This window comes from Ruegeria sp. YTSA064 (genome assembly GCF_059610325.1).
The window spans coordinates 70708-91641 of sequence record NZ_JBXWNK010000016.1; the positions used below are offsets into that span (position 1 = coordinate 70708).

A 20934-nucleotide genomic window follows, 5' to 3' on the forward strand; every position below is an offset into this window, starting at 1 on the left:
GGCGAAAATAGGGCAAATGCGGCCCGTTCTGGATTCGCTCTGATCTGATGCCCGCTTGCAGCAATTGGCTAACGTAATTGCGGTATGCCGCTGGTATCACCGTGCAGCGCGCGCGGTTTGGGCCCACCTGTGGCCCAATCCAGCAGTTCGACGGTATGGATAACGGGCGTGTCGGTTCCGGACCCGATCTGCATCATGCACCCTATGTTTCCTGCTGCGATCACATCGGGATTTCTGGCCTCAAGCGAGCGCACCTTGCGCTGTTTTAGCTGACTGGAAATTTCAGGCTGCATAAGGTTATAGGTTCCGGCGCTGCCGCAGCATAAATGACTATTAGTAGGCTCTAACACAGTGAATCCAGCAGATTTCAACAGACTTTTGGGGTGGGTAGTAACTTTTTGGCCATGCTGCAGAGAGCATGCTGCATGGTAGGCAACGACCAGTTCTTTTTTGTCACTGAATGGCAGCTCCAACTGAACCAACAGTTCGCTGATATCCATCGCCAACGCCGACACACGCGCGGCATCTGCAGCAAGCGGGTCGTTGCGGAACATGTGGCCATAATCCTTCACCGTAGTCCCACACCCCGATGTATTAATGACAATCGCATCTAAGCCATCGCCATCCATTTCGCGCGTCCAGGCCCGGATGTTGGTGGCGGCAGAAGCGTGGCTTTCGCCCGTTTTACCCATATGATGAGTTAACGCTCCACAACACCCTGCCCCTTCAGCAACCACTACCTCACATCCCAAGCGTGTCAGCAGACGAATCGTGGCATCGTTGATGTCTGTATTCAGCGCTTTTTGCGCGCACCCTGTCATCAACGCCACACGCATGGTTCTTGAACCTTTTGGTGCAAAACTTTGGGGATCATCATTGCGACTAACCGGTGGAATATGCTTGGGCGCCATATCCAGCATCGCTTTCAGTCGCGCATCCGGCATCAAAAACCGGAACGGGCGGCCCAGCTTTGCACCAATCAGCGCCCATCGAAAGCGCGTAGGATAAGGTAAGATTTTGGCCAGTATCCAACGCAGTGCCTGATCCGAGAATGGGCGTTTGTAATTATCTTCGATGTATTCCCGCGCGTGATCGACCAGATGCATATAGTGCACACCCGAGGGACAAGTGGTCATACAGGCGAGGCAAGATAAGCAGCGGTCGATATGCTTGACGGTCTTTTCGTCCGGGACACGTTCATTCTCCAACATATCCTTGATCAGATAGATGCGTCCGCGAGGACTGTCCAACTCATCACCAAGAACCTGGTAAGTGGGGCACGTTGCAGTACAGAAACCACAATGAACGCAGTTCCGCAGAATTTCATTGGACCGCTCAATCGCGGGGTCCTGCAGCTGCTTTTCGGTAAATGTCGTCTGCATCGTCTACCCCATAAGACCCGGATTGAACACGCTACGCGGATCGAATTTCAGCCGAATTGCCCTTGTTAGAGCCCTAACCTGATGGTTCTCTGGTTGAAACCGACCAAATTCGTCCATCGTATGGGCATCTGCACGTACAAGGCTCGCATGGCCCTCGAAGGCCCCCAAGCGCGCACGCAAATCCGTGCCCTTTGGCACCAGCGCCCATATCAAACCACCACCCCAATCAAGCAGGGTCCTCCCTGCTTCGATCCGATCCGCAATGACCAGGGCATCACCGGGTTTCACCGACAAGCGCCAGACATCGCCTTCCAGATCATGGAACGCACGCACATCGCGCAGATCAGCCCACCGCTTGCGCGACTCCTCCAACTCGGTGCATTCGTTGCCAAGGATTTCGCTCAATCGACTAGCCCGATAAGCGACCGAGTCGGCAAATCCCTCGATCCTCAAAAACGCCTGTCTATCCTTCGGATCATACGCCGCGCCGCTCACTTCGTATGGGGATCTCAGGGCAGTCGACATAAGATCAACTGCGGTTCCTACATCATCGGCACTGACAGCCAATGTGGCCTGAGTCTCTGGCTTGGGCAAAACCTTCAGCGAGACTTCTGACAAAACCCCCAATGTGCCCCATGACCCGGCCACCAGTTTCACCAAATCGTAGCCGGTGACATTTTTCATCACCCGTCCACCATTTTTGATGACTTGCCCAAGGCCATCGACATAACGGACGCCCAGCAGGAAATCCCGGCAGGCCCCGGCCTGAATTCTGCGAGACCCCGAGATGTTGGCTGCAACAACGCCTCCAATCGTCGGTTCACCAGTCGTGCCCAACAAACCGCGGTGATCCATTGGCTCGAATGCCAATTGCTGACCCTCGCCATCCAGAGCCGCCTCAATCTCAGCAACAGGAGTTCCCGCACGCGCGACCAGAGTCAGTGCTCCGGGTTCATAGAGAGTAATCCCGCTCAATCCAGCGGTACTCAGCTCCGGTTCCGCACCAACAACGCCGCGTGTGCCACCGCCGGCAATACATACGGGTCCGTTAAGCCCAGCAACGGTTTCTGCAAGTTCAGCCTCGGTTTCAGGTCTCATTGCGTTCATCTTTTCACAAATTTCTTGAAGGTGAGGGCAAAGCCCCTATTCCGCCGCCATCCTGCGTCCCGCTGACGCCGCCAATGGGAACACTTTGGCTGGATTCAGCAGCCAGTTAGGATCAAACACATCTTTCACAGCCATCTGTGCCTCAAGATCCTGAGCTGCATATTGATGGGTCATAAGATCGCGCTTTTCGATGCCAACCCCATGCTCCCCCGTCAGGCAGCCTCCGGCATCGACGCAAAGCTTCAGGATGTCCGCCCCGAACGCCTCGCATTTCTCAAGATCACCCGGTTTGTTGGCGTCAAAAAGGATCAAGGGGTGCATGTTACCGTCACCGGCATGAAACACGTTGCCAACAGGTAGGCCGTAGTCCTTGCTCAACTCTCCGATGCGGCGCAGCACAAAGGGCAGCGATGAGACCGGGATCGTCCCATCAAGACACATATAATCGTTGATCTGCCCCATCGCACCAAAGGCCGATTTCCGCCCCAGCCAGATACGCGCGCTTTCATCAGCGGATTGGCTTTCGCGCAGCTCAACGGGATTGTGGCGTTTGGCAATCTCGATGATCTTCGAAAGCTGGCTGTCGATCTCAGCCTCTGACCCTTCAACCTCGACGATCAGCAACGCCTCACAATCGGGATAGCCAGCATGGGCGAAATTCTCGCAGGCCCTGATACAGAGGCGGTCCATAAACTCGATTGCGACGGGTAGAATGCCCGATTTGATAATGTCAGAGACACATTGGCCCGCAACTTCATTGTCATCAAAGCCCATCAGAACGGGCCGTGCCCCTTCCGGTTTGCGCAGGATACGCAACGTCGCTTCGGTTACGATTCCCAGCTGCCCTTCGGATCCGCAAATCACGCCCAGCAGGTCCAACCCACCAGCATCCAGATACGTGCCTCCGATTTCGACCACACTGCCATCCATCATCACCATGGTGACGCCCATCAGGTTGTTGGTCGTCACGCCATATTTCAGGCAATGCGCCCCGCCCGAATTCATCGCGATATTCCCGGCGATGGCGCAGGCAAGTTGGGACGAAGGATCAGGGGCGTAGAAGAAATCCTCTTCTTCAACAGCTCCGGTCACACTCAAATTGGTTCGGCCGGTCTGCACCTTGATAAACCGATTGTCGTAGTCGACCTCCAACACTTCATTCATCCGAGCAACGCCTAAGATCACGCAATCCGCTGTCGGCAAAGCACCGCCGGCCAACGAGGTCCCCGCACCGCGCGGCACCACGGGCACACTCAGTTCGTGGCAAATGCGCAAAACATCGGAAACCTGCTGTGTTGTCGACGGCAGTACTGCCAACAAGGGCGGACATTTGTAAGCGGTCAATGCATCACATTCATATGCACGCGTTTCAGCCACATCGTGGATGACGGCATCCCTCGGCAGGACCTGCTGCAACCGCGCAACCAAAGCTTGCTTACGCGCCATGACATCCGGATTTGGCTTGGGCATTTCCATCGCTGACCCTCCATTTGGTAAAATTATATTACCAATTTTACCGGCTGGCAAGTTTCTGAATCCAGCAATAGTGTCGCGGCATGACTTGGATCGACCGCGCGCTGCTGTTCTCTCCGCTAGACTACGTTGCCGTACTGCTTCTGTTTGCAGCTTGGCTGGGAATTGGATGGAGGATCGAGAATCCATCCTCTCAGAAACCGTCGGTGTCGTTGATGATGGATGATTTCCGCAAGGTCTGGATGCGAGAGATGGTGACGCGCCAGCCACGTGTGTTCGATGCGCAGGTGATCTCGGCCATGCGTCAGGGCAGTACGTTCTTTGCGTCAACGATCATGATTGCAATTGGCGGTGGCTTGGCGCTGCTTGGCAATACCGAGCGCTTGGCCGGAGTTGCCGAAGACCTTGCCATTGGCCGTGCGCCCGCAATGGTGTGGGAAGTCAAAATACTGATTATTCTTCTTTTTCTGTCGAACGCATTTCTGAAATTTGTATGGTCGCATCGTTTGTTTGGATATTGCGCCATCCTGATGGCCGCGGTTCCAAACGACCCCGACCATCCGCAGGCCTATGCCCGTGCCGCTCAGGCGGGCGATATCTGCATCACGGCGGCGCGCAGTTTCAATCGCGCGTTGCGGGCAACCTACTTTGCTTTGGCATCCATTGCCTGGATTTTGGGACCAATGGCATTAATACTGAGCTCAGCCGTTACATTTGGAGTCCTATATCGTCGCGAGTTCGCCTCACATTCGCGAACCGTCATGATGACAGCGCCACCAAACACAGAGTCGTGATCGCAATGCCGCGCCCGAGCGCATAGTTTGACCCTATGCGATATCTGATTCTCAGCGCCTTACTGGCCAGCCCCGCCTTCGCTGACTCTCCGACGATCGAACAGGTCTCGACCCGTTCGAACGGTGATACTTGGCGATTCGATGTCACGATCCGTCATCCCGATACCGGATGGGATGATTATGCCGACGGCTGGCGAGTTCTGGATATGCAGGGAAACGAACTGGGGATGCGCGTGCTGCACCACCCTCATGTTGAAGAGCAACCCTTTACCCGGTCTTTGGGCGGGGTGATGATCCCGGACGGGACCACGCAGGTGCAAATTCAGGCGCGCGACAATGTCGGTGGTTGGAGCGAAGACACGACAGTGGTCGATCTGAACTGACCTTCAGAACACCCCGAGGCTGAGACCTGCCGCTAAGGCCGCACCAATATCGCGACAGTTTTCAAGTTGTTCCTGAGGAATGATCTTCTCAGCCAGGATTGCTTCGGGCGTTTGCGCATGAGTGCAGATGATCAGGGGCGGTTGCACCTCTTTCAACCGCCACCCCGTTGCGATCCTTGCCATCTGTCGCGCGGCATTCTCACCATCTGATCCGGCGCAGACCATCTGCGCATAGGGTCGACCTTCGATCCTCCCCAGTACCGGATAATAACAGCGATCGAAAAACTCTTTCATCAGCCCAGAGATCGCGGCCAGGTTCTCGGGTGCGCAGAAGATATAGCCATCAGAGGCCAGCAGGTCTTTCGGCCCGGTCTGATCGGCGGTTTTCAGGATGGTGTTCGCCTCGTCGCGCGCTGCATCTGCTGCGGCTTCGGCCATCTGCCGGGCACCGCCGGTGCGCGAATGGTAGACGATCAAAAGCTGCGCCATGTCAGACCCGGTGATAAGGACCGCCCGACAGGATGGTAGCGGCCCGGTACAGTTGCTCGGCCAACATCACACGGACCAGCATATGAGGCCAGACCATTGACCCAAAGGACAGGGAAAAATCGGCCTCGGCCCGCAGATTAGGGTCTATTCCGTCCGCTCCACCGATGATCAGCGCCAGATCCTGTCGGCCCTCATCACGCCATCCACCCAGCTTTTTTGCAAAATCGGGTGAGGACATCACCCGTCCGCGCTCATCCAGCGTACAGATCACCGCGCCCTTGGGCAGAGCTTTCCGCAGCAACGCGGCCTCGGCCCCCATGCCTGCGTTTTTCTTGTCTTCGACTTCGATCACCTTTGCAGGCCCAAGGCCCAGCGCACGGCCGGTTCGGTCGAAACGATTCAGGTAGTCATCAAGCAGGGATTTCTCCGGTCCGGCGCGCAATCGCCCGACCGCAACGATGCTGATACGCATGTCTCTCTCGCCTCCGGCCCCTCAATACGGGCCGGGATGGCGCCTTAATTCGCCGAAGCGCTGCCGCCCTGAGGCAGCCACATCTTTTCCAGCTGATAGAATTCACGCACTTCGGGGCGGAAGATATGAACGACCACGTCGCCCGTATCGATCAACACCCAGTCGCCGGCATCCTTGCCTTCGACCTTCGAGGTGAAGCCGAATTCCTGCTTGATGCGATCCGTCAGCTTTTCCGCCATGGCCGAGACCTGACGGGTCGACCGACCCGAGGCAATCACCATGTGATCCGCGACAGAAGACTTACCTTGCAAGTTGATCTGCACGACGTCTTCGGCCTTGTCATCGGAAAGTGAGGAAAGGATACGTTCAAGCAGCATATCGCTGATTGACTCAGAGTGGGCCATTACTTTGGCCCCATCATCGGCGGGCAAACCCGCCTGTGTATGTAGAGACAGGACATAGTCCTCCTTTGCAACGCGCCGCCAAATCCCCGGCGCTGGGGTACTAATAAGGTAACAAGGGGATTGCAACATTTCAATGAACTGGCTGCTTCACGCAGTGACATCGGCTCACTCTTTGGCGAGTTGTTGCGCCTCTGCGTCGTCCGGCAGCAGACGAACTTCACGTTGTGGGAAGGGTAGCGAGATGTCTTCAGCCTGGAACGCATCCCACAACGCCAGATAAACATTGCCCCGGATGTTCGTCAGCCCTTTGGTCGGATCACTAATCCAGAACCGCAGCACATAGTCCACGCTGCTGTCGCCAAAACCGGTGATGTGGCAGACGGGTTCATGGGATCCTCCACTTAACACTCGACCAACCGATTTGACGGCTCGTATCGCCGTTGCCCTCACTTTGTGAGGGTCGTCGCCATAGCTGGTTCCGAATTCCAGATCCAGCCGAACAAACTTGTCCGAATGCGACCAGTTCACCACCTGATTGGTGATCAAATCCTCGTTTGGGATCAGGTATTCCCGCCCATCGCGCGTGACAACCGAGACATAGCGCGCGCCCAGCGCATTGATCCAACCGAACGTATCGCCCAGCGAGATCACATCGCCCGGCTTGATCGATCGGTCCATTAGAATGATGATGCCCGAAATCAGGTTCGAGACCACTTTTTGTAGCCCGAACCCGATCCCTACACCAATCGCGCCGGACAACAGCGCAATCCCGGTCAGATCAAAGCCAAGCGTGCGGATCGCGGCCATGAACACTGCGCCATAGAGCAGCACCTGAATTCCCTTGGCGAGTAACACCTGCATCGATGGCGTGATGTCATCATTGCTCATAAGCCCGCGTTCAGCCGCGCGGGTCCCGATCCTTGCGAGCGTTAGTAGAATGCCGATCAGCAGGACGGCTTTGATGATCCCCAACGCCGAGATATGGAGATCACCTATCGAGAGCGCCACACCGTCCAGAAAACCGGCGACATCATCCGTCAGATTCAGCGCGATTAGCGTCGCATAGACCCACATGGACCATTTGAAAATCTGCCGCAGTGTCCGGTTGCGCACCAAGCGCGATGCCAACGCAATGGCCAACCAAGCCGCTGCCAGGGTCGCAAATACACCTATGATATAGCTACGCGAAGGCCACGTTGTTTGCTGCATGACCCAGTAGAGCCCCCAAGTCAGCAGCACGAAATAGACCAGCGTCAAACGCCGCATCAGTTGGATCAGAATGCGCAGCCGCCATTTCGGCCAGCCGGTACGCGCGCGCGCCCATACATCCCATCTTTTTTGCGTCAGAAGTTTCAGAAGAAACGCCAACGCCCATAGGAACAGGATGATAACCAATTGATACTGCCGCCAACCGGGCGTGACCATCAGCTCGATCAAATTTTCAATCTGTTCTGAAAAGGCTGCCGTCATATTGCCGTAAAGCTCGGACAGCGTTTCTGGTAACAGATCCTGGTTCATGCCTGTCAGCTTGGCCATCCATTTGAGGGGATGCAAGCCCCTACCCGGATTGAACCTTGATTGACGGCAAACCCCGTTATATCTGGAGCGCATGAGACTCAATGTGGCCCAAGAACAGAATCTGGAAGATCGCGCGCGGTTGCGTGAACGGTTCTTTGGGGCCGCCCGCACGGTTCTGGCACGCCTACCCGTCGCCTGAGCCACCTCGCCAGCTATTTCTCATTACATACGGGAGAGGACCGATGTCCCCCAAAACACTCTATGACAAGATCTGGGATGCCCATGTCGCGCATGAAGCCGATGATGGCACCTGCCTGCTGTATATCGACCGCCACCTGGTTCACGAAGTGACCAGCCCACAGGCGTTCGAAGGCCTGCGCATGGCGGGCCGCAAGGTGCGCGCCCCGGAAAAAACCATCGCTGTACCGGACCACAACGTTCCGACCACCCCGGACCGCGTGAACGGGATCGAAAACCCGGAATCACGCATTCAGGTCGAGGCACTGGACAAGAACGCCAAGGATTTCGGCATTCACTACTATCCTGTGCATGACGTTCGTCAGGGCATCGTCCACATCGTTGGCCCCGAGCAAGGCTGGACCTTGCCCGGCATGACCGTTGTCTGCGGCGACAGCCACACTGCGACTCATGGTGCATTCGGCGCTCTGGCCCACGGCATCGGCACGTCTGAGGTTGAACACGTTCTGGCCACGCAGACACTGATCCAGAAGAAGTCCAAGAATATGAAGGTGGAAATCACTGGCAAACTGCAGCCAGGCGTGACCGCCAAAGACATCACCCTAGCCGTGATTGGTGAGACTGGTACCGCTGGCGGCACTGGCTACGTCATCGAATACTGTGGCGAGGCGATCCGCGATCTGTCGATGGAAGGGCGCATGACCGTCTGCAACATGGCGATCGAAGGCGGCGCGCGCGCTGGCCTGATCGCACCGGATGAAACCACATTTGAATATGTCAAAGGCCGCCCGCATGCCCCCAAAGGTGCACAGTGGGAAGCCGCAATGGACTGGTGGAAAACGCTTTATACCGACGAGGGCGCGCGTTTCGACAAAGTCATCACGCTGCGTGGTGAAGATATCGCACCAGTCGTCACTTGGGGCACCAGCCCCGAGGACGTGCTGCCGATCACTGCATCCGTACCGCATCCCGAAGATTTTGAAGGTGGTAAAGTAGACGCGGCCCGCCGTTCGATCGAGTACATGGGTCTGGAAGCCGGTCAAAAGCTGAGCGACGTTGAAATCGACACTGTTTTCATCGGCTCTTGCACCAATGGTCGGATCGAAGACCTGCGCGCTGCGGCGGAAATCCTGAAAGGCAAGAAGATCAAGGACGGCATGCGCGCCATGGTCGTACCAGGCTCGGGCTTGGTGCGTGCACAGGCCGAAGAAGAAGGATTGGCCGAAATCTTCAAAGATGCCGGGTTCGAATGGCGTCTGGCGGGATGCTCAATGTGTCTGGCGATGAACCCCGACCAACTGCAGCCGGGTGAGCGCTGTGCAGCGACTTCGAACCGCAACTTCGAAGGTCGTCAGGGCCGCGGTGGGCGCACCCATCTGCTCAGCCCCGCAATGGCTGCCGCGGCGGCAATCACTGGACGGCTGACAGACGTCCGTGAAATGATGTAAGACTCTCTCATATCTAGATATTTGATGGAGAGACTAACATGAGTGATTGGGTCAAATGGCTACTGCTGGGACTTTTGTCCATAGCATTCGGTGTGTTCGTATTGGGCGCGCCGGTCGTGGCGTCCGTTGCCGTAACAGTAGTAACCGGTGTGTTGCTGCTGATCGCAGGCGGATTGCAGATCGTTGGTGGCTTCACGGTTGAAGGCGCTGGCAACAAAATCCTGTCACTCATCATGGGTGCGGTCATGCTGTTCCTGGGCTGGTCCTTTCTGGATCACCCGCTGCAGGGCACGCTGACGCTCGCGACTGTGGTGCTGATCCTGTTCATGGCAGGCGGCATCGCGCGGATCATCCTGTCGTTCCAAATGAAGGGAACACAGTTTTTCTGGCCCACGATGATCTCGGGCATCTTGTCGATCATCCTCGCAGGCATCATCTGGAGCTATGTGGGGCAGGAACCGCAGGCGTTGTTGAGCATTCTGGGAATCTTCCTGGGCATCGAGATGCTGTTCAACGGGTTCGGATTGGTCTTCATGGCGTTCTTCGTCAAGAACGCACCCAAGGACGAAACAACAGAAGCGAAAGAAGCTTAAACGCGGGGCATGGGCGCGGCCCTCTCCCGCAGGAGTGTAGAAATGGAAAAGTTCGAAAAAGTCCACGGGGTGGCCGCCCCAATGCCGTTGATCAATATCGACACCGATATGATCATTCCCAAAGTGCACCTGAAAACCATCAAGCGGTCCGGCCTTGGCGTCGTGCTGTTTGACGAGATGCGTTATCACGACCACGGCGGCGAGAACGAAGAGTTCGTACTGAACAAACCCGCCTATCGCCAAACCGAGATTCTGGTGGCGGGCGACAATTTCGGCTGCGGCTCATCCCGTGAACATGCGCCTTGGGCGATCAAGGATTTCGGCATCAAGGTCGTGATCTCGACCAGTTTCGCCGACATCTTCTTCAACAACTGCTTCAAGAACGGCATCCTGCCCATCGTGGTGGAAGAGGAACATCACGCGATTCTGATGGATGACGCGCATAAGGGCGAGAATGCTCGTATGACCGTGCATCTGGAAGATCAGCAGATCACCACATCAGATGGCGTGGTCATCGAATTCGACATCGACCCACACCGCAAACACTGCCTGCTGAACGGTCTGGACGATATTGGTCTGACGATGGAAAAAGACCATCACATCGACAAGTTCGAGGATCACGCAAGCCAAGCCCGTCCCTGGGTATGATTCTGGGGACGAATCTGTTGATACTCAACTTAACGGGGTCGCAAGCGCGGCCCCGTTCGCATTCTTGGGGTTAAATCTCCCCAATCTACTACATCTAGGTATCATTTTGATATACACGTCGGATTTGCGTCGAAATTGATGCAATCCCGCACCAGTTGCGCCATCATTTTGCCCGAAACTCAGTGTTTTCTGCACTCTGACTTGAGCGAATTACCGCTTATCAGCCAAGGTGGCACCTAACAGGTAGCCGCCAGTGAACGAGTGGCGCGCGCAAGTTGGACGACAAGTCGACTTAGAATCGACAGCTCCGGTTTGGAAAGGGTTCGGATTGTGATTGCACGCACGACGGGCGCGGCGATACGTGGATTATTGGTGGCACTGATGGTGCTAACCCCCGCGTTATACCTGCCCACATCGACGTCTAACGGGACTGAGATTATCGTCTTTCTGGCGATCCTCGCGTTTATTCTAACATTCTCTGAATATAATTCAGCCTTCCCCAGCTTTATCGAATTCCGTGACGCCCCGCCGGTAAACAGGTTGCGTTTTGTTGGCCTAATGTCGATGGTCACCTTTTTAACGCTGATCTGTAAGAATGCGTATGCACCCACGGATCTTACGGGCGTATTCTATTCTATTGGCTTGATGGTCGCGAATGTGGTGGACTTTCCCTATTCGCCTGTTCGGCTCGTGGTTCTTGTGCTTCCCGGAAACGCCAGCGCACCACTTATTGAGCTTGTCAGTATATCAGCCAGCATCGCCTATGTCGCGGCTTTGGTCACCATCGCGAGCTTTGCCTACGCCGTAAAACTCAGAGGATGGCCAACAGGAAATGGCGCGTTCAACGTTTGGACCAATCTGCCTTTGTTTGACCCAACCAAGGGTGGAGATGTTGTTGCCCGATTGCAGCGCGATGGGCGGTTGAACATCGCAATTGGGGCGTTGCTGCCCTTCCTGATCCCTGCTGTAATCAAATTGACAGCCGAATTTATCACGCCGATCACGCTCGGCAATCCCCAGACTCTGATCTGGACGCTTTGCGCCTGGGCGTTCCTGCCTGCCAGCATGATCATGCGCGGTATGGCGACCCTGCGCATTGCCAACCTGATCGTTGAAAAACGCCGCGCCTATTCAACATCCGAGTCTACACAGATCGCATGATCCGACTGCTGGTCCTGTTAATGCTGCCCTGCGTGGCGCAGGCAGAGACATTGCGCGTCGCAAGTTACAATACTGAACTCAGTCGCAATGGACCTGGCCTGTTACTGCGCGACATCCTGCGGGAAGACCCACAGGTTACGGCGGTGATTGAGGTGTTGGTAACAACCCGCCCAGACATCGTTTCACTGCAAGGGCTCGATTGGGATCTGGACGGGCTAGCGCTCGACACTCTGGTTGATGCACTGGAAGGCCATGGCTTGAATTATCCCTACAGCTATTTCGAGCAACCCAATTCGGGGCTCGAAACCGTTGAAGATTTAGATGGGGACGGCGAAACTGGTGGTCCGGGCGACACACAGGGATGGGGGCGCTTTACGGGCCAAAGCGGCCTGGCAGTCTTATCCCGCTATCCCATCGCAGCCAGAGAGGTCCAGTCCTATACCGAGTTGCTTTGGAACGAACTTCCCGGTGCCCGGCTACCAAAAATAAACGGAAATCCATTTCCCTCACCTCAGGCACAAGCCATTCAAAGGCTGTCATCCACATCACATTGGGTCGTCCCGATCGACACCCCTGTTGGTCGTATCAATTTGATGACGTTTCACGCCAGCCCCCCTGTCTTTGATGGTCCCGAAGATCGCAACGGGTTACGCAACCGGGATGAAGTTCGATTCTGGTCGCTACTGCTGGACGGTAAATTGGGGCCTACTCCTTCAGATCGGTTCGTCATCGCAGGCGATGCCAATCTGGACCCGCACAACGGCGAAGGGCACAAGGCTGCAATCAACGATCTTCTTGCCGACCCTCTGATCCAAGACCCTGTGCCATTGGACCCTGCCGGATCGGCCGCAACAGTTCAATGGAAAGGGGTAGGCGAAATGAGAGTGGATTACGTATTGCCCTCATCCGATTGGCACGTGCACGATGCAGGTATTTACTGGCCTGAGACCGAAGCCCGAGCTTCGGCAGAAGCAGCAAGCCGTCACCGGCTTGTCTGGGTCGATCTCATCAACCAATAGGCGCCTGCGGTCATGATCGCAAAGCTGCACCGGTTCGTTGCGCCGCAGCAGAGACTTTAGGTTTTGGGATCGCATTTCTAAGCGCCTCGTTCGGTTCAGTCAGCGAAAATCCCGGCAGCAATTCGTTAAAGAAACTTCCATCCAGACGATGCGGTGTATCCCATAGGTAGCGCATTTCAAGCAGATGTGGGGCTAGACGCCAGAAGGGGCGGGCCAACTGCAACGGCCACCACGCCATCTGCTTAAGCGCAATGTCTTGCCCAGTCATCTGTGACAACATCTGTGCCATTTCATTGCCGGTCAGAGTGTAACCTGCAAAGGGAACATCACAGAATCGCGGCAGCTCGCCGCGTATGTCTGCCAGGGCCACGGCGGATCGGGTCAGATCGGGCAAGTAGGCCCAAGAATGCTGGATGTCGGGATTGCCCGGGTACACAAAGCGACCGCGCTGCAAGTGTTTGATCATGATCTGATCAAACCAGTTGCCCGAGGCCGTGGTGTCGATGAAGTCACCTGCGCGCAACATAATTGTCCGCACGGATGAAGCGCGATATGCCTCTTCCATTTCGATGCGGATGCGCCCCAGCGGATTGCGTGCAAGATGGGGTGTTTCACTGGACCAAGGTCCAGGCGTATCCGCGCCGAAGACATAAACGTTGCCGGGCACAATCACTGTCAAATCATGTTCAGATGCCACATCTATGACCTGTCGATGCAATTCAGGGACTTGTTTCGCCCAATCGGGATACAGCGGGTTCCATGCGTTCACGATAACGTCTGCCCCGCGTGCCGCCGAGTGTAGATTGTCGCTGCGTCGATCAAACCGGCGCACGCCCCAACCCGCGTTGGAAAAAGCCTGTGCAGCATTGCGACCAAAGCGGCCACTGGCCCCGAGAATAAGTGCTGTTTGTGACATCGGTCCCTCCATTCAACACCAATCTATTCATTCATCAGTATTTGGAAATTGCCAAAAACCGCAGATTATGTATTCGTTTTTGAATGGCAAATTCTCTTCAACTTTCTGACTGGTCCTTGATCCAAAGTTTTCTCGCTGTTGCGGAAACGGGTTCATTATCCGCGGCCGCGAAGCAACTTGGGCGCAGCCAGCCAACGCTGGGGCGTCAGGTGCATGCGCTGGAAGAAGAATTGGGCGTGTCGCTGTTTGACCGCCACGCGCGTGGGTTGACGCTCAGCGAGGTGGGGCAGCAAGTGCTGCCGATGGCGCAGCAGATGTACAGCGCGGTCAATGCGCTTGGTTTGACGGCAGCCGGGCAGGCGCAGCAGTTGGAGGGCTCGGTCAGGATTACCGCCTCGGTCTTTGTCTCGCACCATTTACTGCCACCGATAATCGCCGCGATTCGTCAGGCTGAACCGGCTATTCAGCTTGATCTGGTCGCCTCGGATGCCAGCGAGAATCTATTGTTTCGCGAAGCCGACATCGCCGTGCGCATGTACCGCCCCGAACAAGTCGACATCGTCGCAAAGCATATCGGCGAGGTGCCGTTATGTTTCTGCGCCTCACGGTCCTATCTGGACCATGCAGGACGGCCCAATACGCCGACAGAGCTGATGCAGCACGACCTTGTGGGATTTGACACCAACGAAGACATTATTATCGCGATGCGTAACAAAGGCTGGCCTGCCAGCCGGGACAGCTTTGCCACGCGGTGCGATAACCAGACGGCTTACTGGGAATTGATCCGCGCAGGTTGTGGAGTGGGGTTCAGCCAGCTCAGCATTGTGCTGGCTGATCCAGAGGTCGAGGTGTTGGACATTGATGTCGAGATACCGGTGCTGCCGGTCTGGCTGGCCGCCCCTCAGGCGATGCGACAGACCCCGCGCATCCGCAGGGTCTGGGATCTGTTGGCCGAAGGGTTGAAGGCGCGGCTGTAAAGCCGCCTACAGCGCGCCAGTATAGGTGCCGCGCGCAGGATAGTTATTGGCCAAGGTAAATTTCAAACCGCCGACGATGTCGGACATAGTCGGTCGAGCAAAAGGCGTTGTCTGCTGCCAGACGTAATAGAGAGTCTGATCAGGCTTGATATAGAAGTGCCCCGGTTCAGCGAATAACGCTGGCTCGGCACTACCTTCACGAGCCACGGAGATGTTCAGACCCCAGACATCCCGCGCATCGGCCATGGACAGGCCGTACCCAACACGCAGTTTCGAGACCCCGGCTTTCTCCACCGTTTCCGCCGCTCGTTCGCCGGCATCCGTAGTGATCATGATCACCTCGACCCCCAATTCGGCGAAATCACCCAGCGCAGCTTCGACCTCACCCATCTGGCGAATGCAGATCGGACAGTGCAAGCCGCGATACTGTATCACCAGAGTTCCGTTTTCGCCCGTGTCACGCTCAAGATCAAAGGTACCATGGCCTACAGTTTCGATTTTCAGCGATGGGGCCGGATTTCCGGGTGTCAGCATGTGGTTTCCTCGTGATTTGGCGGGTTCGTCTCATTGACCCGATGCGCCGCAAACGCTAGGGCCTGTGCGACAAAACGCAAGGAGACTGTCGATGTCCAACCCCTCGCTCCTCATCCTGCCCGGAGACGGAATTGGCCCGGAAGTTATGGCCGAAGTGCGCAAAATCATCGATTGGTTCGGTGCCAATCGCGGTCTTCAATTTGACGTGAGCGAGGATCTGGTTGGCGGCGCTGCCTATGACGCACACGGGAAGCCCCTGTCGGATGAGACCATGGCCAAGGCGCAAGAGGTCGATGCCGTTCTGCTGGGTGCTGTTGGTGGCCCTAAGTATGACGATCTGGACTTCAGCCTGAAGCCCGAACGCGGCCTGCTGCGTTTGCGCAAAGAAATGGACTTGTATTCCAACCTGCGCCCCGCTCAATGCTTTGACGCGCTGGCGGATTTCTCGTCGCTGAAGAAGGATGTGGTAGCCGGCCTCGACATCATGATCGTGCGCGAGCTGACCTCGGGTGTTTATTTCGGCGAGCCGCGCGGCATTTTCGAGGAAGGCAATGAACGCGTTGGCATCAACACCCAGCGTTACACCGAGTCCGAGATCGAACGCGCCGCGCGTTCGGCATTTGAGCTGGCGATGCGCCGGAACAAGAAACTGTGCTCGATGGAAAAAGCCAATGTAATGGAGTCGGGCATCCTTTGGCGCGAAGTCGTAACCCGCGTGGGCCAAGAATACCCCGAGGTCGAGCTGTCGCATATGTATGCCGACAACGGTGCGATGCAGCTGGTGCGCGCGCCCAAGCAGTTTGACGTGATCGTCACCGACAACCTGTTCGGCGATGTGCTGTCCGATTGCGCCGCGATGCTGACCGGGTCTTTGGGTATGCTGCCTTCCGCCTCACTTGGCGCACCGATGGCCAATGGTCGCCCCAAGGCGATGTACGAACCGGTACATGGATCCGCCCCCGATATCACGGGTCAGGGCAAAGCCAATCCGATCGCGTGTATCCTCAGCTTCGCCATGGCGCTGCGCTACAGCTTCGATCAGGGCGACGAAGCAGGTCGTCTGGAAGCCGCGATCGAAAAGGTTCTGGCCGATGGCGTTCGCACGGCCGATCTGCTGGCAGAAGAAGGTGTTCAGCCAGTATCGACCAGTGAAATGGGTGATGCAATTCTGGCGGCACTCGACGAAAGCGTCTGATCTTACGATCATTCAGACATCAAAGGCGGTGCCCAGCGCACCGCCTTTTTTGTATGTCAATTTCCGAAAATGTTGTTCAGCAGATTGTTGATCGCCTTATCCAAGCCGGTCTGTTTCTTACGGCGCTGTTGCTGAGGCTGAGCAGTTCTGACCGGTGGGTCCGGCTCCAGCATCGGCAATGGCGTTGGCGTCATTCCTTCCGTGACGCGCAACATCGTCTCTTTCCAAATTTCCGCCGGTAGACCGCCGCCCGTCACACCCGACAAAGGTGTATTGTCATCATACCCCATCCAAACACCCGCAACGTAATCGGCTGTGAACCCGATGAACCACGCATCCCGCGCGGCCTGAGTCGTTCCGGTTTTGCCCGCCACCTGCCAGCCCGGCAGTTTTGCGCGCCCACCAGTGCCTTCCGAGACCACGCGCTCCATCATCCAGGTCAGTTGCTTGGCGGCCTTGTCGTTGATGACGCGTTCACCGATACCGGTTGTCGTGACCATGACGGGGTCGGACTCACCCAGCAGCTTCAGCTCAGTCAGGCCATAGGGTTCCACCGCTGAGCCGCCGTTCAGGATACCGGCATAAGCGCCTGTCATCTCGATCAGCGTGCTTTCCGATGCGCCCAACGCCAGCGCGAGCCCTTCGGCCAGATCACTTGAAAGGCCGAAACCGCTGGCAACGGTGCGGACATTATCAAGCCCAGAAATATCTGCCACTTTGACCGCCGGGATGTTCAATGAATTCTTCAGCGCATCCGCAAGAGTCACCCGACCATAAAACTTGTGGGTGTAGTTCTTCGGGCACCACTGACCCGACCCTGCGATATCCCAGCAGGTCGGTTCGTCCATAACCGTATCCAACGGTGAATATCCCAGCTCCAACGCCGTCGCATAGACAAACGGTTTGAAAGACGACCCCGTCTGACGCAGAGCCTGCGTGGCTCGGTTGAACGCGCCTGATACTCGGGTCTTGCGGCCACCGACCATACCGCGCACAGCGCCATCCGCGGACATCACCACAATAGCGGCCTGCGCTTTGGACCCTTCGCGCACTTTTTCTTGGAAGATGAACTTCAGTGCCTCTTCCGCCGAGGTTTGAATGCGCTGATCCAGCGTGGTCCGGATCACCACGTCCTCGGTTGTGTTACGTGTGAAAAACTCAGGCCCACTGGCCATGACCCAATCGGCAAAATAGCCACCGGCCCGGGCGGCGGCGGCTTCAGACAACTGCGCCGGACGGCTGCGGGCCTCGCTTGCCTGCGCGCTGCTCAGATAGCCTTGAGCCTCCATTAGCCCAACCACCAACCGTGCCCGGTCCTGCGATCGTTGCAGGTTATTCGTGGGCGCATAGCGAGAAGGTGCCACCAGAAGTCCCGCCAACATTGCGGCCTCGGCCGGAGACACTTCGGCAGCCGAAATCCCGAAATAGCGCTGGCTGGCGGCTTCGAAACCGCGCGCTCCTGCACCGAGGAAGGCCCGGTTCAGATAGATCGTCAGAATTTCATCCTTGGAGTATTTGACCTCCATCGCAATGGCGTAAACCGCCTCTTTCGCTTTGCGCCAAAGCGAACCCTGACGGCAATCAGCTTCGTAAGCGGCCTCGGATTCCCACGCGCTGGGATCATAAGGCACACCAAGACACAGCAGCTTTGCTGTCTGCTGCGTGATGGTCGAGCCACCGTGGCCAGACAACGGTCCGCGCCCTTCGCTCAGGTTGATGCGCACCGCGCTCGCGACACCGCGCGGGCTGACGCCGAAATGGCGGTAGAACCGCTTATCCTCGGTCGCGATCACGGCATTCTTGAGATGCGGCGAAACTGTATCTGCCGTAATCACGCCGCCAAACTGATCGCCGCGCCAGGCAAAGACCTTGCCATCACGATCCAGCAACGTCACCGAGCCCTTGGCTCGCCCATCCAACAAGGCATCCACATCCGGTAGTGATGTGTAAACGACACCGACGGCCAGCGCCAACAACAGGCCCGCTACCGCACCAATCCGCCATGTGACGCCCCAGAACAGACGCCAGAGCCAACGGAACAGGCGTCGGAAAATGCCGCCCCCTTTGCCGCCGGAACTGCGACGCGTCTTCTTCCGCGCTGTCTTGCGCGGGGCGGTTTTTCGGGCAGCCGACTTCTTACCAGCAGGTTTTGCAGCCCGCTTGGTCGCCGCAGGTTTTCGACCTTTGGACGGGTACCTTTTATCCGCGACCAGTCGCGGTTTTCGGCGGTTGGACTCAGTCATGCTCAAACTCTGCCCGGTTATACTTTTGGGGCACCATACCCCGCCGGAACGGCCATGTAGAGGTGTGAAATTCTGGTATTTCCCCTCACTTGTTTGCCCATTTTTTCATCAAATAGCGCTGTTCGTGCAAAAAATGTGCAAATTTTCTGATTATTCCCCCTCATTTCCCCTGTGAGAGCGTTCCTTCAGAGCCTCGAATGCGCATTTTTCTGCAGGTGCAAAATGCCCGGCCACCCGGGGTAATAGAGGGGAAAGACGTGAAACTGATCATTGCGACAATCAAACCGTTCAAGCTTGAGGAGGTGCGCGAGGCGCTGACCAATGCAGGCGTGCGCGGCATGATGGTGACTGAGATCAAAGGGTTCGGCTCGCAATCGGGTCACACCGAGATTTATCGCGGCGCAGAATACGCTGTGAATTTCGTACCCAAGATCAAGCTTGAGATCGTGGTGCCCGCCACGATGGCCGACCAGATCATTGAGACCATCACCACCACCGCCAAGACCGGCAAGATCGGTGATGGCAAGATTTTCGTCCTCGATGTCGAGCAAGCCCTGCGCGTGCGGACCGGGGAAACCAACGAAGAAGCGCTTTAAGCGCGCTCACTCACAATCATTCGAGGACTGACAATGAACCTGATGAAATCTCTCATCCCTGCCGCCGCGATTGTCGCGTTGCCGCAGATGGGTCTTGCACAAGAGGCCGCTACCGGCGAGCCCGCGCAACACACCCAATACATCTTCACCACGCTGCTGTTCCTGATGGGCGGCTTTCTGGTGTTCTTCATGGCCGCAGGCTTTGCCATGCTCGAAGGTGGGCTGGTGCGGTCCAAGAACGTTGCTATGCAGATGACCAAGAACATCGCCCTGTTTTCCATTGCTGCGATCATGTACTGGCTGATCGGTTTCAACCTGATGTACCCCGGTGATGGCTGGACCATTTCAGGCTGGCTGGGTCCGTTCTTCTCGACAACCGTGCTTGATCCAGTGGGCGTTGGTGCAGATGCAGCCGCACTTGACTACGCCTCGATCGGATCAGATTTCTTCTTCCAACTGGTCTTTGTCGCCGCAACCGCCTCGATCGTATCCGGCGCAGTGGCTGAGCGGATCAAGCTTTGGCCTTTCCTTGCCTTCGTGGTTGTCCTGACCGGCATCATGTATCCGATCTCGGGCTCGTGGCAGTGGGGTGGTGGCTGGTTGTCCGAAGCTGGCTTCTCGGACTTCGCGGGTTCGACCATCGTGCACTCGGTCGGTGGCTGGGCAGCTCTGGCAGGTGCCCTCATCCTTGGGCCGCGCATTGGCAAGTACAAAGACGGCAAAGTGCACCCGATGCCCGGTTCGAACCTGGCGCTGGCTACTTTGGGTACCTTCATCCTTTGGCTGGGTTGGTTCGGTTTCAACGGTGGCTCGCAGCTGGCCATGGGCACCGTAGGAGATGTCTCGGACGTATCGCGCATCTTTGCCAACACCAACATGGCCGCCGCATCAGGCGCGGTTGCTGCCTTGATCCTAACGCAGCTGCTGTACAAAAAGCCTGACCTTACCATGGTGCTGAACGGCGCGCTGGCCGGTCTGGTTTCGATCACCGCTGAACCCCTGGCCCCAACCCTGTTCGGCGCCCTATGGATCGGTGCCGTTGGTGGTATCATCGTAGTCTTCGCGGTTCCGATGCTGGACAAGTTCAAGATCGACGATGTTGTGGGCGCTATCCCGGTTCACCTGTTCGCCGGTATCTGGGGCACGATTGCCGTGATCTTCTATGGCGAAGCCAGCCTGATCACGCAGCTGACCGGCATCATCGCGTACGGTGTATTCACCTTTGTCGCCGCTCTGATCCTGTGGACCTTACTGAAAGCCACTGTCGGTATCCGCGTCAGCGAAGAAGATGAGATCAACGGTCTCGACATGGCTGAGCTTGGTATGGAGGCCTATCCGGAGTTCTCCAAAGGTTAATAGCCAACCATATACAAACAAAAACCCG

The 20934-nt window shown here is 56.6% G+C and carries 22 protein-coding genes; 12 read left to right on the plus strand and 10 right to left on the minus strand.

Features of this window, described 5'->3' with window-relative positions; genetic code table 11:
- Window positions 1-68: 68 nt before the first annotated feature.
- Genes glcF through AC2FI7_RS20750 form a run of 3 tightly spaced genes read right to left on the minus strand, consistent with a single transcriptional unit; the run spans window position 69 to window position 3965 of the window.
- Window positions 69-1382 carry a glycolate oxidase subunit GlcF gene (gene glcF / locus AC2FI7_RS20740; protein WP_496816889.1) on the minus strand — a complete coding sequence of 438 codons (1314 nt, stop codon included), beginning with the start codon at window positions 1380-1382 and terminating at the stop codon, window positions 69-71.
- Between the two features lie 3 nt (window positions 1383-1385).
- Window positions 1386-2480, minus strand: coding sequence for an FAD-binding protein (locus tag AC2FI7_RS20745; RefSeq protein WP_010438783.1), 1095 nt, complete (start codon window positions 2478-2480; stop codon window positions 1386-1388).
- A 45-nt stretch (window positions 2481-2525) separates the two neighbouring features.
- Window positions 2526-3965, minus strand: a complete 1440-nt coding sequence (locus AC2FI7_RS20750; protein WP_010438780.1) for an FAD-linked oxidase C-terminal domain-containing protein — start codon at window positions 3963-3965, stop codon at window positions 2526-2528.
- A gap of 80 nt (window positions 3966-4045) precedes the next feature.
- On the opposite strand from AC2FI7_RS20750, the gene AC2FI7_RS20755 reads away from it, so the two are divergent.
- Both AC2FI7_RS20755 and AC2FI7_RS20760 read left to right on the plus strand, forming a co-directional pair.
- A complete protein-coding gene (locus AC2FI7_RS20755; protein WP_010438777.1) occupies window positions 4046-4756 on the plus strand; it encodes a DUF599 domain-containing protein in 711 nt (236 codons plus the stop codon).
- 35 nt (window positions 4757-4791) lie between these two features.
- Window positions 4792-5139: a hypothetical protein gene (locus AC2FI7_RS20760; RefSeq protein WP_010438774.1), complete on the plus strand. Its 348-nt coding sequence runs from the start codon at window positions 4792-4794 to the stop codon at window positions 5137-5139.
- A gap of 3 nt (window positions 5140-5142) precedes the next feature.
- On the opposite strand, the gene AC2FI7_RS20765 is transcribed toward AC2FI7_RS20760, so the two are convergent.
- From AC2FI7_RS20765 to AC2FI7_RS20780, 4 genes are all read right to left on the minus strand, one after another.
- On the minus strand, window positions 5143-5628 hold the full coding sequence (locus AC2FI7_RS20765) for a flavodoxin family protein (RefSeq protein ID WP_010438771.1): 486 nt from the start codon (window positions 5626-5628) through the stop codon (window positions 5143-5145).
- A gap of 1 nt (window position 5629) precedes the next feature.
- Window positions 5630-6100: a 23S rRNA (pseudouridine(1915)-N(3))-methyltransferase RlmH gene (gene rlmH / locus AC2FI7_RS20770; protein WP_010438768.1), complete on the minus strand. Its 471-nt coding sequence runs from the start codon at window positions 6098-6100 to the stop codon at window positions 5630-5632.
- 44 nt (window positions 6101-6144) lie between these two features.
- Window positions 6145-6504 carry a ribosome silencing factor gene (gene rsfS, locus AC2FI7_RS20775; protein ID WP_029621719.1) on the minus strand — a complete coding sequence of 120 codons (360 nt, stop codon included), beginning with the start codon at window positions 6502-6504 and terminating at the stop codon, window positions 6145-6147.
- A 165-nt stretch (window positions 6505-6669) separates the two neighbouring features.
- The gene (locus AC2FI7_RS20780) at window positions 6670-8040 is read right to left on the minus strand and encodes a mechanosensitive ion channel family protein (protein WP_496833595.1); all 1371 of its coding nucleotides are present in this window, start codon (window positions 8038-8040) and stop codon (window positions 6670-6672) included.
- A gap of 73 nt (window positions 8041-8113) precedes the next feature.
- On the opposite strand from AC2FI7_RS20780, the gene AC2FI7_RS20785 reads away from it, so the two are divergent.
- The 6 genes from AC2FI7_RS20785 to AC2FI7_RS20810 all read left to right on the plus strand — a co-directional run bounded on the left by AC2FI7_RS20785 (window position 8114) and on the right by AC2FI7_RS20810 (window position 13089).
- Window positions 8114-8221, plus strand: a complete 108-nt coding sequence (locus AC2FI7_RS20785) for a hypothetical protein (protein ID WP_010438763.1) — start codon at window positions 8114-8116, stop codon at window positions 8219-8221.
- Between the two features lie 43 nt (window positions 8222-8264).
- Window positions 8265-9668, plus strand: coding sequence for a 3-isopropylmalate dehydratase large subunit (leuC, locus tag AC2FI7_RS20790; RefSeq protein ID WP_010438762.1), 1404 nt, complete (start codon window positions 8265-8267; stop codon window positions 9666-9668).
- A gap of 38 nt (window positions 9669-9706) precedes the next feature.
- Window positions 9707-10261 (plus strand): HdeD family acid-resistance protein, encoded by a 555-nt coding sequence (locus AC2FI7_RS20795; RefSeq protein WP_010438761.1) that lies wholly within the window; start codon window positions 9707-9709, stop codon window positions 10259-10261.
- A gap of 42 nt (window positions 10262-10303) precedes the next feature.
- Window positions 10304-10909 carry a 3-isopropylmalate dehydratase small subunit gene (gene leuD, locus AC2FI7_RS20800; protein WP_010438759.1) on the plus strand — a complete coding sequence of 202 codons (606 nt, stop codon included), beginning with the start codon at window positions 10304-10306 and terminating at the stop codon, window positions 10907-10909.
- 330 nt (window positions 10910-11239) lie between these two features.
- Window positions 11240-12070 carry a hypothetical protein gene (locus AC2FI7_RS20805; RefSeq protein WP_010438756.1) on the plus strand — a complete coding sequence of 277 codons (831 nt, stop codon included), beginning with the start codon at window positions 11240-11242 and terminating at the stop codon, window positions 12068-12070.
- On the plus strand, window positions 12067-13089 hold the full coding sequence (locus AC2FI7_RS20810) for an endonuclease/exonuclease/phosphatase family protein (protein WP_010438753.1): 1023 nt from the start codon (window positions 12067-12069) through the stop codon (window positions 13087-13089). Before AC2FI7_RS20805 ends, AC2FI7_RS20810 begins: the two co-directional genes overlap by 4 nt.
- 10 nt (window positions 13090-13099) lie before the next feature.
- Here AC2FI7_RS20810 and AC2FI7_RS20815 read toward each other — a convergent pair whose 3' ends face one another.
- A complete protein-coding gene (locus AC2FI7_RS20815) occupies window positions 13100-14005 on the minus strand; it encodes a Rossmann-fold NAD(P)-binding domain-containing protein (RefSeq protein ID WP_010438751.1) in 906 nt (301 codons plus the stop codon).
- A gap of 83 nt (window positions 14006-14088) precedes the next feature.
- Here AC2FI7_RS20815 and AC2FI7_RS20820 point away from each other — a divergent pair, with 83 nt between their 5' ends.
- Entirely contained in the window at window positions 14089-14982 is an 894-nt protein-coding gene (locus AC2FI7_RS20820; protein WP_010438749.1) for a LysR family transcriptional regulator, read from the plus strand.
- Window positions 14983-14988: 6 nt separating this feature from the next.
- On the opposite strand, the gene AC2FI7_RS20825 is transcribed toward AC2FI7_RS20820, so the two are convergent.
- Window positions 14989-15516 (minus strand): redoxin domain-containing protein, encoded by a 528-nt coding sequence (locus tag AC2FI7_RS20825; protein ID WP_010438747.1) that lies wholly within the window; start codon window positions 15514-15516, stop codon window positions 14989-14991.
- A gap of 91 nt (window positions 15517-15607) precedes the next feature.
- Here AC2FI7_RS20825 and leuB point away from each other — a divergent pair, with 91 nt between their 5' ends.
- Complete coding sequence (gene leuB / locus AC2FI7_RS20830; RefSeq protein ID WP_010438745.1) at window positions 15608-16711, plus strand: 3-isopropylmalate dehydrogenase; 1104 nt, start codon at window positions 15608-15610, stop codon at window positions 16709-16711.
- 56 nt (window positions 16712-16767) lie between these two features.
- Here the strand turns inward: leuB and AC2FI7_RS20835 are convergent, their stop codons facing one another.
- Entirely contained in the window at window positions 16768-18954 is a 2187-nt protein-coding gene (locus AC2FI7_RS20835) for a transglycosylase domain-containing protein (protein WP_010438742.1), read from the minus strand.
- 257 nt (window positions 18955-19211) lie between these two features.
- On the opposite strand from AC2FI7_RS20835, the gene AC2FI7_RS20840 reads away from it, so the two are divergent.
- The gene (locus AC2FI7_RS20840) at window positions 19212-19550 is read left to right on the plus strand and encodes a P-II family nitrogen regulator (protein ID WP_010438740.1); all 339 of its coding nucleotides are present in this window, start codon (window positions 19212-19214) and stop codon (window positions 19548-19550) included.
- Window positions 19551-19583: 33 nt separating this feature from the next.
- Entirely contained in the window at window positions 19584-20906 is a 1323-nt protein-coding gene (locus tag AC2FI7_RS20845) for an ammonium transporter (protein ID WP_010438738.1), read from the plus strand.
- Window positions 20907-20934 lie beyond the last annotated feature (28 nt).

Coding starts and splice junctions, on each gene's coding strand:
- leuD (WP_010438759.1), top strand. CDS start 10,304: ATGGAAAAGTTCGAAAAAGTCCACGGGGTGGCCGCCCCAATGCCGTTG.
- AC2FI7_RS20765 (WP_010438771.1), bottom strand. CDS start 5,628: ATGGCGCAGCTTTTGATCGTCTACCATTCGCGCACCGGCGGTGCCCGG.
- glcF (WP_496816889.1), bottom strand. CDS start 1,382: ATGCAGACGACATTTACCGAAAAGCAGCTGCAGGACCCCGCGATTGAG.
- AC2FI7_RS20785 (WP_010438763.1), top strand. CDS start 8,114: ATGAGACTCAATGTGGCCCAAGAACAGAATCTGGAAGATCGCGCGCGG.
- AC2FI7_RS20760 (WP_010438774.1), top strand. CDS start 4,792: ATGCGATATCTGATTCTCAGCGCCTTACTGGCCAGCCCCGCCTTCGCT.
- leuC (WP_010438762.1), top strand. CDS start 8,265: ATGTCCCCCAAAACACTCTATGACAAGATCTGGGATGCCCATGTCGCG.
- AC2FI7_RS20745 (WP_010438783.1), bottom strand. CDS start 2,480: ATGAGACCTGAAACCGAGGCTGAACTTGCAGAAACCGTTGCTGGGCTT.
- AC2FI7_RS20815 (WP_010438751.1), bottom strand. CDS start 14,005: ATGTCACAAACAGCACTTATTCTCGGGGCCAGTGGCCGCTTTGGTCGC.
- AC2FI7_RS20755 (WP_010438777.1), top strand. CDS start 4,046: ATGACTTGGATCGACCGCGCGCTGCTGTTCTCTCCGCTAGACTACGTT.
- AC2FI7_RS20820 (WP_010438749.1), top strand. CDS start 14,089: ATGGCAAATTCTCTTCAACTTTCTGACTGGTCCTTGATCCAAAGTTTT.
- AC2FI7_RS20845 (WP_010438738.1), top strand. CDS start 19,584: ATGAACCTGATGAAATCTCTCATCCCTGCCGCCGCGATTGTCGCGTTG.
- AC2FI7_RS20750 (WP_010438780.1), bottom strand. CDS start 3,965: ATGGAAATGCCCAAGCCAAATCCGGATGTCATGGCGCGTAAGCAAGCT.
- rsfS (WP_029621719.1), bottom strand. CDS start 6,504: ATGGCCCACTCTGAGTCAATCAGCGATATGCTGCTTGAACGTATCCTT.
- AC2FI7_RS20810 (WP_010438753.1), top strand. CDS start 12,067: ATGATCCGACTGCTGGTCCTGTTAATGCTGCCCTGCGTGGCGCAGGCA.
- AC2FI7_RS20825 (WP_010438747.1), bottom strand. CDS start 15,516: ATGCTGACACCCGGAAATCCGGCCCCATCGCTGAAAATCGAAACTGTA.
- rlmH (WP_010438768.1), bottom strand. CDS start 6,100: ATGCGTATCAGCATCGTTGCGGTCGGGCGATTGCGCGCCGGACCGGAG.
- AC2FI7_RS20780 (WP_496833595.1), bottom strand. CDS start 8,040: ATGGCCAAGCTGACAGGCATGAACCAGGATCTGTTACCAGAAACGCTG.
- leuB (WP_010438745.1), top strand. CDS start 15,608: ATGTCCAACCCCTCGCTCCTCATCCTGCCCGGAGACGGAATTGGCCCG.
- AC2FI7_RS20795 (WP_010438761.1), top strand. CDS start 9,707: ATGAGTGATTGGGTCAAATGGCTACTGCTGGGACTTTTGTCCATAGCA.
- AC2FI7_RS20835 (WP_010438742.1), bottom strand. CDS start 18,954: ATGACTGAGTCCAACCGCCGAAAACCGCGACTGGTCGCGGATAAAAGG.